Source organism: Exiguobacterium sp. s128, from assembly GCF_018618815.1.
In the GTDB taxonomy this organism is placed as follows: domain Bacteria; phylum Bacillota; class Bacilli; order Exiguobacteriales; family Exiguobacteriaceae; genus Exiguobacterium_A; species Exiguobacterium_A antarcticum.
Genome location: NZ_JACSMT010000030.1, coordinates 1 through 15381 on the forward strand (window position 1 = coordinate 1; position 15381 = coordinate 15381).

Consider the following 15381-nt stretch of genomic DNA (forward strand, 5'->3'; position numbering starts at 1 on the left):
GGGAATCCTTGTTTTCAACATCACTTTTTACGACTACATAAGACAAACCCTCATTTCAACGTTGAAATGAGGGTTTGTCTACGATCTGACACGCTCTCCTGTGAGAGCGTGTTTTTTATTGATTTTCTTCTTTTTCTAATCGTTCCAGTTCCGCATGTGTTTGTGGGAAACCATTGGCTTGCCAGTCTGCACGATGAATCGAATCCAGTTGCGTCAGACCCACTTCCGTTTCATCCGTCTTGGCATCGATACTCGGACGTTGATCGAGTTTAGCTGAATGACTGATATCCTGGTCCTGAGCATTCGAGCAACTTTGTTTATACCGCTGAATCACTAACACGGATACAGCAACTATTCCACCGACGATTAATCCTTGTTTAAATGTTTTTCTCATGACGACACCTCTATTTACTGGATTTTTATACTTGAATGCTTTTCCCTTAAACCCAATCAGGTAATCAACATGACTCTAAAAATATTTTTTTGAAAGTTTTTCACTGTTTTTCTGCCGTGTTCCTACATATTTAATAATTCGCTCAAAAACCGCGTTCCTGCACTAAATCAAAAAGGTTCGGGTCATGCAGAGACAGGAAATGTACGTTATACTTTTAACAGAAGCTTCACGAAAATCGAATGTCTATGTTGAAGAGGACACGTCACAAGCCATACTTGCCGCTTGCGTACAACGTCCTTCTTTCATTTTTTCGATTGTATTACATCATAAGGAGGGAATCATGTGTCTTTGCTTCATTTGGCAATCTTGTTGCCGTTACTTGTAAGTCTCTTCATTCCGCTTCTCTATAAGAAGATTCCATCCGTACATACAGGATGGTTCGTTCTGCTCGTTCCACTTACGTTAGTCGTCTACTTCAGTCAGTACATCAGTCAGACAATGGCTGGAAAACCGGTAGTCGCAACGATGAACTGGATTCCATCGCTCGACATCAACTTCGTCGCCTACGTCGACGGTCTTGGTCTGTTGTTCGCATTATTGATTACCGGAATCGGTTCACTGGTCGTGCTTTATTCCGTCTATTACCTGGATCCGAAAAAAGAAGCGTTACACAACTTTTATGTCTACCTGCTTCTTTTCATGACCGCAATGCTTGGAATTGTCTTATCGGACAATATGATCGTCATGTATCTCTTTTGGGAACTGACATCGATTTCTTCGTTCTTGTTGATTGGATATTGGTACGAACGTGAACGTTCTCGATACGGTGCCCAAAAATCGATGCTGATCACTGTCTTTGGTGGTTTATCGATGCTCGGCGGGATTTCAATTTTATCGTTACTGTCCGGTTCGTTTAGCATCCGTGAATCGCTCGTAACCGTCAGTACGTATAATGGGGATCCACTCTTTACGGTCGCCCTCGTCCTGTTTTTACTGGCGGCCTTCACGAAATCTGCTCAGTTTCCATTCCATATCTGGTTACCGGACGCGATGGAGGCACCCACTCCAGTCAGTGCCTATCTCCACTCGGCAACGATGGTCAAAGCCGGTCTCTATCTGGTCGCCCGGATGAGTCCGATCTTTGCTGAGACACCGTTGTGGTTTTATCTTGTATCCGGTGTCGGAATGTTCACACTTTTCTGGGGGTCGTTAAACGCCGTCAAACAAGTCGACTTAAAAGCCATCTTAGCCTATTCGACGATTTCGCAACTCGGTCTCATCATGTCACTGCTTGGATTAGGAGCGGCCGCTTTACAGGTTGACACCCTTCCCGACAGTCTCTACACGATTGCGACGGTCGCCGCTGTCTTCCACCTCATCAACCATGCCACGTTTAAAGGAAGTTTGTTCATGATGGCGGGCATCGTTGATCATGAAACGGGCACACGTGATATTCGAAAACTCGGTGGGTTGTCCCAACTGATGCCGGTGACGTTTACGATTGCAACCATCGGGACCTTATCGATGGCGGGTGTCCCTCCATTCAATGGTTTTTTAAGTAAAGAGATGTTTTTGACCGGTGTCCTTGAAGTGTCCCGATCAGGACTGTTTCATCTGGATACGTTCGGTCTTTTATTCCCGTTTTTCGCAGTCGTCGGGAGTATGTTCACGTTTGTCTACAGTATCTTGATTGTCTACCGCACGTTTCTTGGACGAAAAAAACTCGAACAACTTCCGAAAAAACCGCACGAAGCACCGATTGGCATGTTACTCGCTCCACTCGTTCTTGTTTCCCTCGTCGTTTTGATTGGATTGTTCCCGAACTTACTTTCGAACACGCTGATTCGTCCTGCAGTCGAAGCGATTCTACCGAAAGTCGTTGCTGAAGGGGGCTCGATTTCAGTTGACATCAAGCTCTGGCATGGGTTTAATCTGGAACTCTTTTTGACGCTTCTCATCATTTCGGTCGGCACGCTGCTATTCTTGACGTTGCCGAAATGGTCTACACTTTACAACCGGATGCCAACAAGCGTCTCGTTGAATCATCAGTATGATGGATTGCTGCGCCGGGGGGAACACGCCTCAACCGCCATCCATGATACCGTCATGACCGGTTATATGCGCTCCTACCTGGTCTATATCTTCGGCTTCATCGTCGTCCTCGTCTTATCGAGCATGTATTTCCTCGATGCCTTTAAATTCGATGTCGACCCACTCAGCACGGTGCATGCTTATGAAGTCGTCTTGGCACTTGTTTTGGTCGGTAGCGCCTTGTCGATCACGTTTGCGCGATCCCGTTTGACATCGATCATCTTGCTTGGTGTCGTTGGCTATACGGTCGCCTTGTTCTTCGTCTTATTCCGGGCACCTGACCTCGCTTTGACACAACTTGTCATCGAGACCGTTTCCGTCGCACTGTTCCTGCTTGTGTTTTATCATATGCCGGAAATCAGCCGAAAAGAAGAACGAATCAAATTTAAACTCGGGAACGCTGCGATTTCTGCGCTCGTCGGATTAAGTGTCACGTTGGTTGCACTCGCTTCGCTCAGTCAGCGCTCATTCGCTTCGATTGCCCAGTACTACATTGATAACGTCGCTGATTTAGCAGCAGGTGGAAACATGGTCAACGTCATCTTAGTCGACTTCCGTGGATTTGATACGTTATTTGAGATCAGTGTCTTAGCGATTGCCGGACTCGGTATTTATGCGATGATCAATTTCCGGAAGACGGGAGGAATCGACAAATGAAAAGTCCCATGAAAAAACACACGAACGACGTCATCCTAGAATCATCTACGACGTTCATCACCTTCATTATTTTCTTGTTTGCCGTTTATCTGTTTTTCGCCGGTCATTACACACCGGGTGGCGGCTTCATCGGGGGGCTTGTCACAGCTTCCGCACTCGTTTTAGTTTTGTTAGCCTTTGACATCCAGACACTCCGGCAGATCTTACCGGTCGACTACAAACAGATGACGGCGATCGGCATGTTGATTTCTGTTTTGACGGCTTCTGGTGCCTTGTTGTTCAATGTACCGTTCTTTACACACGCCCACGATTACTTCAACTTACCGTTGTTTGGAAAAACGTCCTTACACACGGCAATGTTGTTTGATTTAGGTGTTTATCTCGTCGTCGTCGGTGTGACGATGACGATCATTCAAACGATTGGGGAGAGTGATTAACGCATGGAGATCATCATGGCGATCGCTGCAGGCATCTTAACGATGTGTGCCGTCTATCTCATTCTTTCAAAAAGTATCTTACGTATCATCATCGGTACCGGCCTTCTCAGTCATGCGGCCCATCTGCTTGTCATGACGATGGGCGGACTGAAAACGGGCGCCGCTCCCGTCATCAAGGACGGCGTCACCCAGTATACCGATCCACTCCCACAGGCTCTTGTCTTAACGGCAATCGTCATCAGTTTCGGTGTGACTGCATTTTTCCTCGTGCTCGCCTACCGGGCCTATCAAGAACTGGGTACAGACAATCTCGAGGAAATGAAAGGAACCGATACGCATGATTAATTTACCGTTATTACCGATTTTGATTCCACTGATCACCGGTGTCATCTTGATGTTGTTCCCGGATCGACTGCGCCTACAACGGACGCTCTCTTTTGGCTCAACCCTCGTGACCATCGCTGCGGCCGCTTATCTGATTTACAGTGTCCGGCAGCAAGGGATTTTGACGGTGACGCTTGGCAGTTGGCCGGCACCATTTGGCATCACCCTTGTCTCTGACATGTTATCCGCCCTGCTTGTCTTTACGACTAGCCTGCTTGTCTTTTTTGTCGTCTGGTATTCCATCTATTACCTGTCCGATTTACATCAACGTTTTTATTACTACATCGCCGTCCAATTTTTACTCGTCGGGGTCAATGGTGCCTTTACGACAGGTGATATTTTTAACATGTTCGTCTTTTTTGAAGTCTTCTTGATCTCGTCTTACGTCTTGATTGTACTGGGAGGAAAACCGGCTCAGTTACGCGAATCGTTGAAGTATCTCTTGATCAACGTCATCTCATCCGCCTTGTTCGTCATGACCGTCGCCTTTTTATACGGTGTCATCGGTTCACTGAGCATGGCCGACATCTCGCAAAAGATCACGGAAATCGATCAACCTGGTATTCTCAGTGTCATCGCGATTCTGTTCTTGATTGTCTTCGGTTTAAAGGGAGCCATCTTTCCCTTGTATTTTTGGCTTCCTGGTTCCTACCAAGTGCCTCCAACGCCCGTCCTCGCTTTATTCGGGGCACTGTTGACGAAAGTTGGAGTCTACGGGATCTTGCGGACGTACAGTCTGTTTTTCTCCCATCAGCCTGAATTCACGCATCAGATTCTCGGTTGGCTTGCGCTTGCAACGATTCTGATTGGAGTGATTGGTGCCCTCGCAACCCGAGACGTCAAACAGATCTTAATCTACAACATCATCGTAGCTGTCGGCGTCATTTTATATGGCGTATCCGTCATGACGCGGCAGTCGCTCGAAGGTGCTGTCTTTTACCTGATCCATGACATGCTGATCAAGGCAGCTTTGTTCTTATTGATTGGCGTCATGATTGGAATTGCCGGATCCAGTAAGTTGAAGGATATGGGCGGTATGATCAAAGACTATCCGTTGCTCGGTTGGACGTATTTCATCGCCGCGTTGTCTCTGGCTGGCATTCCGCCACTGAGTGGTTTCATCGGAAAGCTTCTCATCGTCCGAGGTGGCTTTGAGGCCGGAGACCTTGTCGGACCGTTCATCGTCTTGATTTCGAGTTTACTTGTTCTCTATTCCGTCATGCAAATCTTCATTCGCGGATTTTGGGGAACACCAAAGACCTACACCGGACCGAAACGCCACCTGCTCAAACAATTGATGACACCAGCGATTTTACTCGTCGCCATTACGGTCGTGTATGGTGTAGGCGCTGAAGCGGTTCGTCCGTTTATTTCTCAAGCGGTCGATCCACTTGTCGATCCGTCGATTTATATCCAAGCTGTCTTGAAGGGAGATTAATCAATGCCATTCCAGTTATTACTCAATATCTTGTTGGCATTTCTCTGGATGTTTCTCGCCAACTCCTTTTCTACTTCATCGTTCATCATCGGCTATCTGTTAGGTTTGCTTGCGATGTTTGCCATGCGCCGGGGATTCAGCAACCGTTTTTATCTCGGACCGTTCATCGCGCTGATCCGTTTGTTTTTCCGGTTTTTATACGAGCTGGTCGTCGCGAATCTCGAAGTCTTGTCGATCATCCTCAAACCAAAACTTGATATCAAACCGGGTATCTTCGCGTATGAGACGGCACTCGAGCATAATTGGCAAGTCACCTTGCTATCGATGCTGATCACGTTGACACCCGGGACACTCGTCGTCGATATTTCAGACGACAATAAAACACTTTATATCCATGCCCTGCACATGCCAGAAGCGGATGAAGCCGTCTCCTCCATCCGGAACAGTTTTGAAAAAGCTATTTTGGAGGTGAGTCGATAATGCTAGAGACGATTTTATTCATCGCTTTAGGTGGTGTCTTCTTATCGATGCTTGGCTTATTTTACCGGGTCATTAAAGGACCTTCAGTCGCCGACCGGGTCATTGCCCTGGATTCAATCGGTATCAGTCTGATTTCTGTCGTCGGATTGGTATCCATCATTCTCCGGACAAGTGACTATCTCGAAGTCATCTTGTTGATCGGAATCTTAGCGTTCATCGGTACTGTCGCCTTCTCTAAATTCATTGAGAAAGGAGAGATCATCGAACGTGATCGCAATCAGTGATATCTTTGTAGCCGCCTTTGCCTTGATCGGGACTTTTTTCAGTCTTGTAACTGCACTGGGTCTCATTCGGCTACCCGACTTATATACCCGTGCCCATGCCGCATCCAAAAGTGCGACGCTTGGGGTGATGAGTATCCTGATCAGTGTCATCATTTATTTTGTCGCTGAAGACGGTTTCTTCTCGTCCCGCGTCTTACTTGGTATTTTTTTTGTATTGATTACCGCCCCGATTGGTGGCCATTTAATTGCGCGTGCTGCCTATTATAGCGATGTTCCCTTATGGAAGGGATCCGTCCAAGATGATTTGGCGAAAAACCCGGAACACGTCAATCCTAAAAAACGATCGACCCGAAAATAAACAATCGAAAAAGACATCATCTTCCGAATGGGTTCGGAAAAGATGATGTCTTTTTTGTCTCGTTCACCTTACTTCTCATGAATGAACGGACGACGGTGATGAGGAAAACAAAAGTGTCAACTCGTCCTTGTTCTCAACGAGTTCCGCTAATGTATGCTGTTCAAGTTCTTTTAAAAAGGCACGTAAAGCTCGCCCGAGAATCCCTTTTAAGTGACAGCCTGGTTCAATCACACATCGACCTTCCGCTGAAAAACAGTCGACGATTTCCATCGGTTCCATTTCACGGACGACTTGTCCGATGTTGATGTCTGCCGGGTCCTTCGCGAGTCGCAGTCCACCCGTTCGTCCGCGTGTTGACTCGACATAACCGAGTTTTGTCAACTGTTGGGTCACTTTCATCAAATGATTCGATGAAATACCATAATGATTGGCAATCGTCGGCATCGGTGTTATTTCTTCCCGATGAAGACCTAAATAAATCAGGACACGTAATCCGTAATCCGTATATTGTGTGATTCGCATGTCGTTCCTCTCCATTCCCTGTTCATGAAGCTCTCTATCAGCTTTGTTCAACGCTCCTGTTTCATCGTAGCATGTCCGGTATCAATCGAACACACATTGTGTGCTCTTAAAATCTTTCATTGAAGTATACGTAACCAATGAAGCCTTGGATTTCATTTCAACAAAAAAAGTCAGCATTCCTAAAAAGGAAACTGACTTTTAAACGATTCATTTCTTTTTCATGTCATGTAATACTTCGTTGAAACGATCCGCATAGTTCGTAAAAACTCCCGTCACTCCATAATCGAGCATCCGTTCCATGTCGACTTTCTCGTTCACCGTGTAGGGGTGAAGCAACAGACCACGTTCCCGAATCATTGCCGTATTTTCGCGCGTCAGTCCTTTAAATGAGGGACCGAGTCCGACTGCGTATGTCTGAATTTCGTCAAGTGCCTCAGGCGTGATTGATTGGACTGTTGGTGCTTCCATCAGCTGGACGAGTGGAAAACCTTCATCAAGTGCTTTAACTTTTAATAGACTTGCTTGACTGAACGATTGAATCATGACTTGTCCCGGTTTAACACGGTCGCTGGATAGACCATGACCTTTTAATGTTTTCAGTAGTTTTTCTTCCATTCCCGGGTAAACTTCAGGTGATTTTGTTTCAATATAATAGTTCGCATGTTTGCCATATTTATCAAAAATTTCATCGAGTGTCGGAACTTGGAGTCCCTTATATTCAGCCTTCGCATATTCAGGATTCGCTGTATTGAACCAGCTCCCCGCATCGAGGCGTTTGATTTCAGCTAATGTCTTGTCTTTGACGGCACCTGTTCCGTTTGTCGTCCGATCGACCGTCTCATCGTGCATTGCAATCAATTGACCATCCTTCGTCATCTGCAAATCGATTTCGATGTAGTCGGCTTTTAATTTTTTATGACTCAGTTGATACGCCGTCATCGTATGTTCAGGTGCATACCCGGAAGCACCTCGGTGGGCAATGTTAACGACACGATTTGGGTCGAGTAGATCATGTTTTGCATGTGCCGAAGCGTCGATACTCCCGATACTAGTTGCGGCTATTGCTCCTGTAAGTACGGTAACGCCAATCTGTTTCATCATGTTGTATTTCCCCCTTAAAAGTAACTTACAAACTGAATCTTACGTGACGACTGTGAAGGAAACATATAGTTGAGGTGAAGAAGTTTTTAGAATCGATGACAGACTTGTAACCAAACGGATCACCTGCTTATCTGAAAAGACGAAAAGAGGCGTTCTCCCTATCGTAGGAAGAACGCCTCTGTCTCAAATCGACTTATGCTTCAAATATCAATGACTCTGGATCTTCTAACAAATCCTTGATGTGTTTTAGGAATGTCACGGCTTCTTTGCCGTCCACGATACGGTGATCGTAGGAGAGCGCCACATACATCATCGGACGATTTGCCATTCGTTCGGCGTCGATTGCAACAGGACGAAGATTAATCGCATGCATCCCGAGAATCGCGACTTGCGGTCCATTGAGGATCGGCGTCGACATCAACGAACCAAACGTCCCACCGTTTGTGATCGTAAACGTACCACCCGTCAAATCCGATAGTCCCAGTTTATTGTCACGTGCTTTGACGGCTAAACTGATGATGTCCTTTTCGATTTCACCAAAGTTCTTTTTGTCCGCGTCACGGACGACCGGAACGACTAATCCGTCTGGTGCCGATACGGCAATCCCGATATCATAGAACTTCTTAAGAACGATTTCATCCCCTTGAATTTCGGCATTCAAGTACGGCATCTTTTTCAGTGCCGCGACCGCTGCTTTCGTAAAGAACGACATGAAACCAAGCTTGACTTCGTTGTCCTTGACGAATTTTTCCTGACGGCGTTTACGTAAGGACATGACGGCAGACATATCAATTTCATTGAACGTCGTGAGCATCGCAGCCGTTTGCTGGACTTCTACTAAACGATTGGCAATCGTTTTACGACGACGAGACATCTTGATCCGCTCTTCCGGTTTTCCTGATGCCGCTTGCGTAGTTGGTGCAGGCGCTGGTGGAGGAGTCGGTTTCGCTTGTTCACGTGGAGCGACTTCGAACGTCGCGACATCCTGGACACGAATCCGGCCAAGCGGATCTTGTGTTGCAACTTGCGATAGATCAATTCCTTTTTCACGTGCCAACTTTCGAGCGGCAGGTGACGCAATCGGACGATCCGCGAGGGACGTTTTTTCTGTCGCCGCAACGGCTGCTGGTTGCTCTTTTTTCGGTTGCTCCGCAACGGGAACTTTTGCCTGCTCTGTTGGTTGTTTGGTTTCTACTTGTGCAGGTGCTGCTTCTCCACCTGCCGTAATGATCGCAATCGTTTCACCGACACGCACGGTGTCTCCTTCAGCAGCCATGACCTCCGATAAAATCCCAGCCTCGTCGGATGGTACTTCAATGTTGACTTTATCCGTTTCTAGTTCAACAATCGCTTCTCCTTTTTCCACTTGTTCACCCGGTTGTTTTAACCATGATGCAATCGTTCCTTCTGTAATCGACTCTGCAAGTTCTGGCACTTTGATTTCCATGTTCATTCGTCCCCCTAAGACTCTTTTCGTGTTTGACCCCAAATCAGATGATACTTAGACATTCGTTTCAGAAGTAGTTGGTGTAGTCGGCTCTTCGACAGTCTGTCGCGTCAAAGCTTCTGTCAAGATTCGCGCTTGCTCGACCTTGTGTCCTGTCGGGTCACCTTCCGCCGTACTTGAACGTCGGCGACGACCGATGTAGCGGACCTGTGTGATACCGTTGATTGCGACTGACTCGAGACGCGGTTCGATATATGTCCAAGCGCCCATGTTTTTTGGTTCTTCTTGAACCCAAACGAATTCCGTGACCTGCGGGAAACGTTCCAACAAGGCTTTTAACTGTTTTGCCGGGAATGGATAAATCTCTTCAATCCGGACGATGTGTAACCAGTTGAAGTCGTCATCAGATTTCGAGACTGCTTCTGCTAGATCAATCGCCACTTTTCCACTGCAGAACACGATCCGTTCGACCTGCTCCGGTGATTGACCAAGCCCCGCCTGTTCAACGATCCGTTTGAAGGAACCGTCTGTCAGCTCCGATAAATCCGATGTGGCTAACGGATGTCGTAATAAACTTTTGGGTGTCATCACGACGAGCGGACGGACTTCGTCTTTTCCAAGAATTGCTGCTTGGCGACGGAGTAAGTGGAAATACTGTGCAGCACTCGAGACGTTGGCCACTGTCCAGTTTTTCTCACCGGACAACGATAGGAATCGTTCTAAACGTGCACTTGAGTGTTCCGGTCCTTGACCTTCATATCCGTGCGGTAACAACATGACGAGGCCGGATGTTTGACCCCATTTCGCTCGACTGGCGGAGATGAATTGATCAAAGATGACCTGACCGGAGTTCGCGAAATCCCCGTACTGGGCTTCCCACAAGACAAGTGTTTCTGGCGCAAATACGTTATAGCCATATTCAAAACCGAGAACACCTGCTTCGGATAACGGGCTATTGTAGACAGCAAATGACGCTGTTGCAGATTTTAAGCTGTGCATCGGCGAAAAGGCTTTGCCTGTCTTGACATCATTTAAGTTGATGTTCCGCTGGGCAAACGTTCCCCGCTCTGAATCCTGACCACTCAAACGAATCGGCGTCCCGTCCGAGAGAATCGAAGCGAAGGCTAACGTTTCCGCATGGCCCCAATCGATTCCATTTTTCGTCGTCAAGGCATCCGTCCGGCGTTTCAAGACTTTTTCAAGTTTATGGAACACGCTGAATCCGCTTGGCCATTCGAGCAACTGTTCGTTATACGCTATCAGTTTTTCAACTGCAACACCTGTCTCGATCGTCGGAACTCCTTTGAAGACGACATCTGGCATCACACCACCGTATTCTTTTTCAACGTTCGGCACTTTTTCACGTGCTGCTTTCATCATGTCATTGATGTCTGTTTCAATCGTCGTGATGTCTTCTTTGGTGACATCGCCTTGTTCGACAAGCTGGTTGGCGTATAACACACGTGCCGAGTCATGTTTATGAATCAACTCATATAAGACCGGGTTCGTGTTCATCGGCTCATCCATCTCGTTATGCCCGAATCGACGATAACCGATGAGATCGATCAAAATATCCTTCTGGAAGGTAGCCCGGTATTCACTCGCAAGTAAGGCGACTGCCAGACAGCTTTCCGGTTCATCTGCATTGACATGGAAAATCGGGATTTCGTATCCTTTCGCCAAATCACTCGAGTAGCGTGTCGAACGTGAATCCGTCGGTTCAGTCGTAAAGCCAATCGTATTATTGGCAATGATATGAATCGTTCCACCCGTGTTGTACCCTTTCAAGTTCGTCAGGTTCAATGTCTCAGCGACGATTCCTTGTCCCGGGAAGGCTGCATCCCCATGAATCAAGATGGCGGCTGCCTTGCCTTGTTCTTGGCGTGGTGCCCCTTTTTGGGAACGATCATCTTGTGCTGCCCGTGTAAAACCTTCGACGACAGGATCAACAAACTCGAGGTGTGATGGATTGTTCGCAAGCGTCATGCGGACGTTACTCGACTGCTGTTCCATTTTCCGATTCAACCCTAAATGATACTTGACGTCTCCTGTCCAACCGTACGTAATGCCAATGGATCCTTCTGACGGGACCAGGTCATGGTTTGGTGCATGTTGAAACTCCGCGAAGATCATTTCATACGGTTTGCCTAAGACATGCGCCAAGACGTTTAATCTTCCCCGGTGTGCCATGCCGATATTGATCGTTTCCGAACCATTCGCAATCAAATGACCCACGATCGTATCGAGCAACGGTACCATCGCGTCTAAACCTTCGATTGAAAATCGTTTTTGTCCGACATATGTTTTATGCAAATATTTTTCAAAAAGATCCGTCTCAGCTAGGCGTTTGAACAATTGTTTTTTCTGATCGACTGACAATGTGGCCGTCAGCGCCCCTTGTTCAATTTTTTGCCGTAACCATTTTTTTTCATCCAAATCATCGACATGTTGGAACTCGACTGCTGCCGCTCCCGTGTATTGTGCTTTTAAATGTTCGATTCCTTCAAAAGCATCCGCCAGATGTACTGGTGGATCGGGACAAACGAGTGTCACCGGCATGCCACGTAAATCAGCTTCCGTCAGTCCGAATTGACGAAGTTCGAATAATTCCATCTCCCGCGGATGGTCTTTTAATGGATAGATGTCAGCAGCTAAATGACCTTTTGCACGAATTTGATCCGCTAATCGGCTGGCCGCCAAATATTTTTCGAAATCACCCGTCTCGACCGTTTGTTGAACGACTGGTTCAGCGACTGGCGCCCCATTTTTCTCGAAGTAACTCCGTGTCTCCTCGTCAACCGAAGAAGCATCTTCTAGAAAACGTTCATACAATTCGATGATGTACCCAAGATTGGGTCCATAAAATGTTTGTTGTTCCTGTTCCCGGCTTGCCATGTACGGTTCCCCCCGTTTCATTCATTTCACCTTCGTACTGACGTATCAGTACATTTCCAACCCTCTGCCTGTTAGCGCTTTCAAATAAAATGACATAAAAAGTCGACCATCGTTACGTTCCTCCATCAACTGGCGAATGTAACCATGACGAAGGCCTATATGTCAAAAGTGTTTGCCTTAGTTATTATATTACTACTTCTTTTAGGTCAGTGCGTTTCGAATTCCCAATTTCTCAGTCGTAAACGTATAAGTTTTTCTTATGACTGTACCCTTTGTTCTTTATGAATCAAACGTTTCTAAGGAGAAAAGGACTTTCCACCTAAAAAAATCAAGTTTGCTTCCCTCCAAAAAGGCAAGAAAACTTGATGGCTGTCTTTTACAAAATCTTACTTAAAAATGACTGCGTCCGTTCGTGTTGTGGAGCATCAAACAATAAGCTCGGAATATTTTCTTCAACGATAAACCCACCATCCATGAACAACACACGATCCCCCACTTCGCGCGCAAATCCCATTTCATGGGTGACGACGATCATCGTCATCCCTTCAAGTGCCAACTGTTTCATGACTGCCAGTACATCCCCGACCATCTCTGGGTCGAGCGCTGAAGTGGGTTCGTCAAACAACATGATTTTCGGATTCATCGCTAGGGCGCGGGCAATCGCGACCCGTTGCTTTTGACCACCGGATAATTCGCCCGGATAGTTATCTGCTTTTTCCCGTAATCCGACCTTATCGAGTAATTCAAAAGCGCGTTGTTTAGCTTGATTTTTTTCTGTTTTTCGAACTTTCATCGGTGCAAGGGTCACGTTTTCGAGCACCGTCTTATGCGGAAATAAGTTGAAGTGTTGGAATACCATTCCGACTTCTTCCCGGACTTTATTGATATCCACTTTCGGATCCGTGATATCGTGCGTATCGATGACGACCGTTCCGCCGGTAATGTCTTCCAACCGATTTAAACAGCGTAGAAACGTACTTTTCCCGGATCCTGAAGGTCCGATGACACACACCACTTCTTTTTCCTTGATGTCAACGGAAATATCCTTGAGCACTTCGTTTGCACCAAATGATTTTTTTAATTGTTTCACTTCAATGATACTCATCGCAGCGTAAACCTCCGTTCCAAGAATTTCGCTAACAGTGAAAGGAGATAGATGACAACAAAATACATCAGACCAACGACGGTCCAGACAATGAACGGTTCAAACGTCGTCGCCTGTTGGACTTGTCCTTGCTGTGTCAAATCCGCGATTCCGATGATCGACAACAAGGATGTATCTTTCAAGCTGATGATCGATTGATTCGTGATTGTCGGTAACATCCGCCGAAAGGCTTGCGGTAAGATGATTTGTGTCATCGTTTGCCGACCTGTCATCCCAAGCGACCGGGCTGCTTCCGTTTGCCCTTTATCGATCGATTGGATTCCGGCTCGGATGATTTCAGCAAAATACGCTCCGGCATTGATCGCAACGGTCAAAATACCGGCATACATCCGGTCCATCGATAACCATTCAAGCGAATTGAGTCCAAAATAGATGAAGAACAGCTGGACGATGAACGGTGTTCCTCGAATGACATCGATGTAGACGATGGCGATTCCATTTAAAATCTTAAGCGGTGACAAACGCATCAAGGCGACAATCAAGCCGATTAAAAACCCGGCAATGACCGCGATGATGAAAATATAGAGGGTGATCTGTAATCCTTCCAAGAAAAACGGAAACGCCGTTTTTGCGACTTCCATCAGTGACTCAACTCCCTTGTCCTTCGTTCAGATGGCTTACTTTAAATACGTGTCGACGATTTTGTCATATTCGCCACTTTCTTTCAGGTTAGCGAGTCCTTTGTTGATTTTTTTCATCAACTCTTCGTTTTTCCCTTTTAAGACAGCAATTCCATAGTTATCGCCATTCAGCCGATCGCCAACTAATTTCAGACCTAAGTTTTGTTGTTTGTTCGCATACGAAATGACAGGGTAGTCTTCGATCAACGCAGCAGCGTTTCCGTTTTTGACTTCTTGGAACATCGCTGGGCTATCATTGAATTGGGTAACCGTGATGCCTAATTTATCCGCATTATCCGTCGCGTATTTGGCACCTGTCGTTCCTTTCTTGACAGCTACTTTCTCACCCTTCAGATCATCCACTGATTTAATGTTGTTGTCGTCTTCCTTGACGACTAAAATCAAGCCCGCTTCAAAATAAGGATCCGAAAACGTGACGACTTTTTTCCGTTCCGGTGTGATACTCATGCCGGCAATTGCTACGTCCAGTTGATTCGCTTGGAGTGCTGGGATGATCCCACTGAAATCCATTGCTTCGAACTGAATCTTGAAATCCTGGTCTTTGGCAATCGCTTTGATCAAGTCGATGTCAATCCCTTTGTACGTATCCCCGTCTTTGTACTCAAACGGTGGATACGTGACATCGATTCCGACCTTGTAGGTCTTATCTTTTGATGTCTCATCCTCCGAACCGATACTGCACGCACTTAATACCAACAAACAGCTGATCAATAAAAATAAAACCGATAAATGCTTTTTCATATTGTTACTCCTCTCTTGTCTTGAAAACAGACACCTTCTTCATCTATTTTCCTCAAAATCACTTTTCTTAACACGTATTTTATCAGAAAAATGCAAATTTTACGAATAAACTTCCTAATGTCATTAATTAAATACTTTCTAAAAAAAATAAAAGCACCCTTTTATAAAGGATGCTTTTATCACTAACATGAAATGCCGCCGAGAGGACTTGAACCTCCACGGTGTTGCCACCACTAGATTCTGAGTCTAGCGCGTCTACCAGTTCCGCCACGACGACTTCTATTTATGTTATCAGAATACTAAATAGATATTTTATTGTCAACGGTTTCAGAATACTTTTCATTGT

Annotated in this window: 15 protein-coding genes and 1 tRNA gene; 7 read left to right on the forward strand and 9 right to left on the reverse strand. The window is 46.2% G+C overall.

From position 1 onward, the window contains the following. Positions 1–115 precede the first annotated feature (115 nt). Complete coding sequence (locus tag KNQ13_RS11380) at positions 116–394, reverse strand: hypothetical protein (RefSeq protein WP_026830755.1); 279 nt, start codon at positions 392–394, stop codon at positions 116–118. A gap of 342 nt (positions 395–736) precedes the next feature. Here KNQ13_RS11380 and KNQ13_RS11385 point away from each other — a divergent pair, with 342 nt between their 5' ends. The 7 genes from KNQ13_RS11385 to mnhG are packed head-to-tail and all read left to right on the forward strand — an operon-like array spanning position 737 to position 6523. Continuing rightward, positions 737–3142 (forward strand): Na+/H+ antiporter subunit A, encoded by a 2406-nt coding sequence (locus KNQ13_RS11385; protein ID WP_209548381.1) that lies wholly within the window; start codon positions 737–739, stop codon positions 3140–3142. Then, on the forward strand, positions 3139–3579 hold the full coding sequence (locus KNQ13_RS11390) for a Na(+)/H(+) antiporter subunit B (protein WP_014970524.1): 441 nt from the start codon (positions 3139–3141) through the stop codon (positions 3577–3579). Before KNQ13_RS11385 ends, KNQ13_RS11390 begins: the two co-directional genes overlap by 4 nt. A gap of 3 nt (positions 3580–3582) precedes the next feature. Continuing rightward, on the forward strand, positions 3583–3924 hold the full coding sequence (locus tag KNQ13_RS11395; RefSeq protein ID WP_014970525.1) for a Na(+)/H(+) antiporter subunit C: 342 nt from the start codon (positions 3583–3585) through the stop codon (positions 3922–3924). Further along, entirely contained in the window at positions 3917–5401 is a 1485-nt protein-coding gene (locus KNQ13_RS11400; RefSeq protein WP_014970526.1) for a Na+/H+ antiporter subunit D, read from the forward strand. Before KNQ13_RS11395 ends, KNQ13_RS11400 begins: the two co-directional genes overlap by 8 nt. Before the next feature lie 3 nt (positions 5402–5404). Next, a complete protein-coding gene (locus KNQ13_RS11405; protein WP_014970527.1) occupies positions 5405–5881 on the forward strand; it encodes a Na+/H+ antiporter subunit E in 477 nt (158 codons plus the stop codon). After that, on the forward strand, positions 5881–6165 hold the full coding sequence (locus KNQ13_RS11410) for a Na(+)/H(+) antiporter subunit F1 (protein WP_014970528.1): 285 nt from the start codon (positions 5881–5883) through the stop codon (positions 6163–6165). The genes KNQ13_RS11405 and KNQ13_RS11410 overlap by 1 nt, the downstream gene beginning before the upstream one ends. Then, a complete protein-coding gene (gene mnhG / locus KNQ13_RS11415) occupies positions 6149–6523 on the forward strand; it encodes a monovalent cation/H(+) antiporter subunit G (RefSeq protein WP_014970529.1) in 375 nt (124 codons plus the stop codon). Before KNQ13_RS11410 ends, mnhG begins: the two co-directional genes overlap by 17 nt. A 75-nt stretch (positions 6524–6598) precedes the next feature. On the opposite strand, the gene KNQ13_RS11420 is transcribed toward mnhG, so the two are convergent. From KNQ13_RS11420 to KNQ13_RS11455, 8 genes are all read right to left on the reverse strand, one after another. Further along, complete coding sequence (locus tag KNQ13_RS11420) at positions 6599–7045, reverse strand: Rrf2 family transcriptional regulator (protein ID WP_026830751.1); 447 nt, start codon at positions 7043–7045, stop codon at positions 6599–6601. A 207-nt stretch (positions 7046–7252) separates the two neighbouring features. Then, complete coding sequence (locus KNQ13_RS11425; protein ID WP_209548380.1) at positions 7253–8146, reverse strand: glycerophosphodiester phosphodiesterase; 894 nt, start codon at positions 8144–8146, stop codon at positions 7253–7255. Positions 8147–8339: 193 nt separating this feature from the next. Further along, positions 8340–9593: a 2-oxoglutarate dehydrogenase complex dihydrolipoyllysine-residue succinyltransferase gene (odhB, locus tag KNQ13_RS11430; protein ID WP_041256101.1), complete on the reverse strand. Its 1254-nt coding sequence runs from the start codon at positions 9591–9593 to the stop codon at positions 8340–8342. Between the two features lie 54 nt (positions 9594–9647). Then, the gene (locus KNQ13_RS11435; RefSeq protein ID WP_209548379.1) at positions 9648–12509 is read right to left on the reverse strand and encodes a 2-oxoglutarate dehydrogenase E1 component; all 2862 of its coding nucleotides are present in this window, start codon (positions 12507–12509) and stop codon (positions 9648–9650) included. A gap of 355 nt (positions 12510–12864) precedes the next feature. After that, complete coding sequence (locus tag KNQ13_RS11440; RefSeq protein ID WP_014970533.1) at positions 12865–13593, reverse strand: amino acid ABC transporter ATP-binding protein; 729 nt, start codon at positions 13591–13593, stop codon at positions 12865–12867. Further along, entirely contained in the window at positions 13590–14234 is a 645-nt protein-coding gene (locus KNQ13_RS11445) for an amino acid ABC transporter permease (protein ID WP_014970534.1), read from the reverse strand. Before KNQ13_RS11445 ends, KNQ13_RS11440 begins: the two co-directional genes overlap by 4 nt. Before the next feature lie 36 nt (positions 14235–14270). Beyond that, positions 14271–15035, reverse strand: coding sequence for a transporter substrate-binding domain-containing protein (locus KNQ13_RS11450; RefSeq protein WP_209548378.1), 765 nt, complete (start codon positions 15033–15035; stop codon positions 14271–14273). A gap of 193 nt (positions 15036–15228) precedes the next feature. Continuing rightward, a tRNA-Leu gene (locus tag KNQ13_RS11455) sits at positions 15229–15312 on the reverse strand. Between the last annotated feature and the right edge of the window lie 69 nt (positions 15313–15381).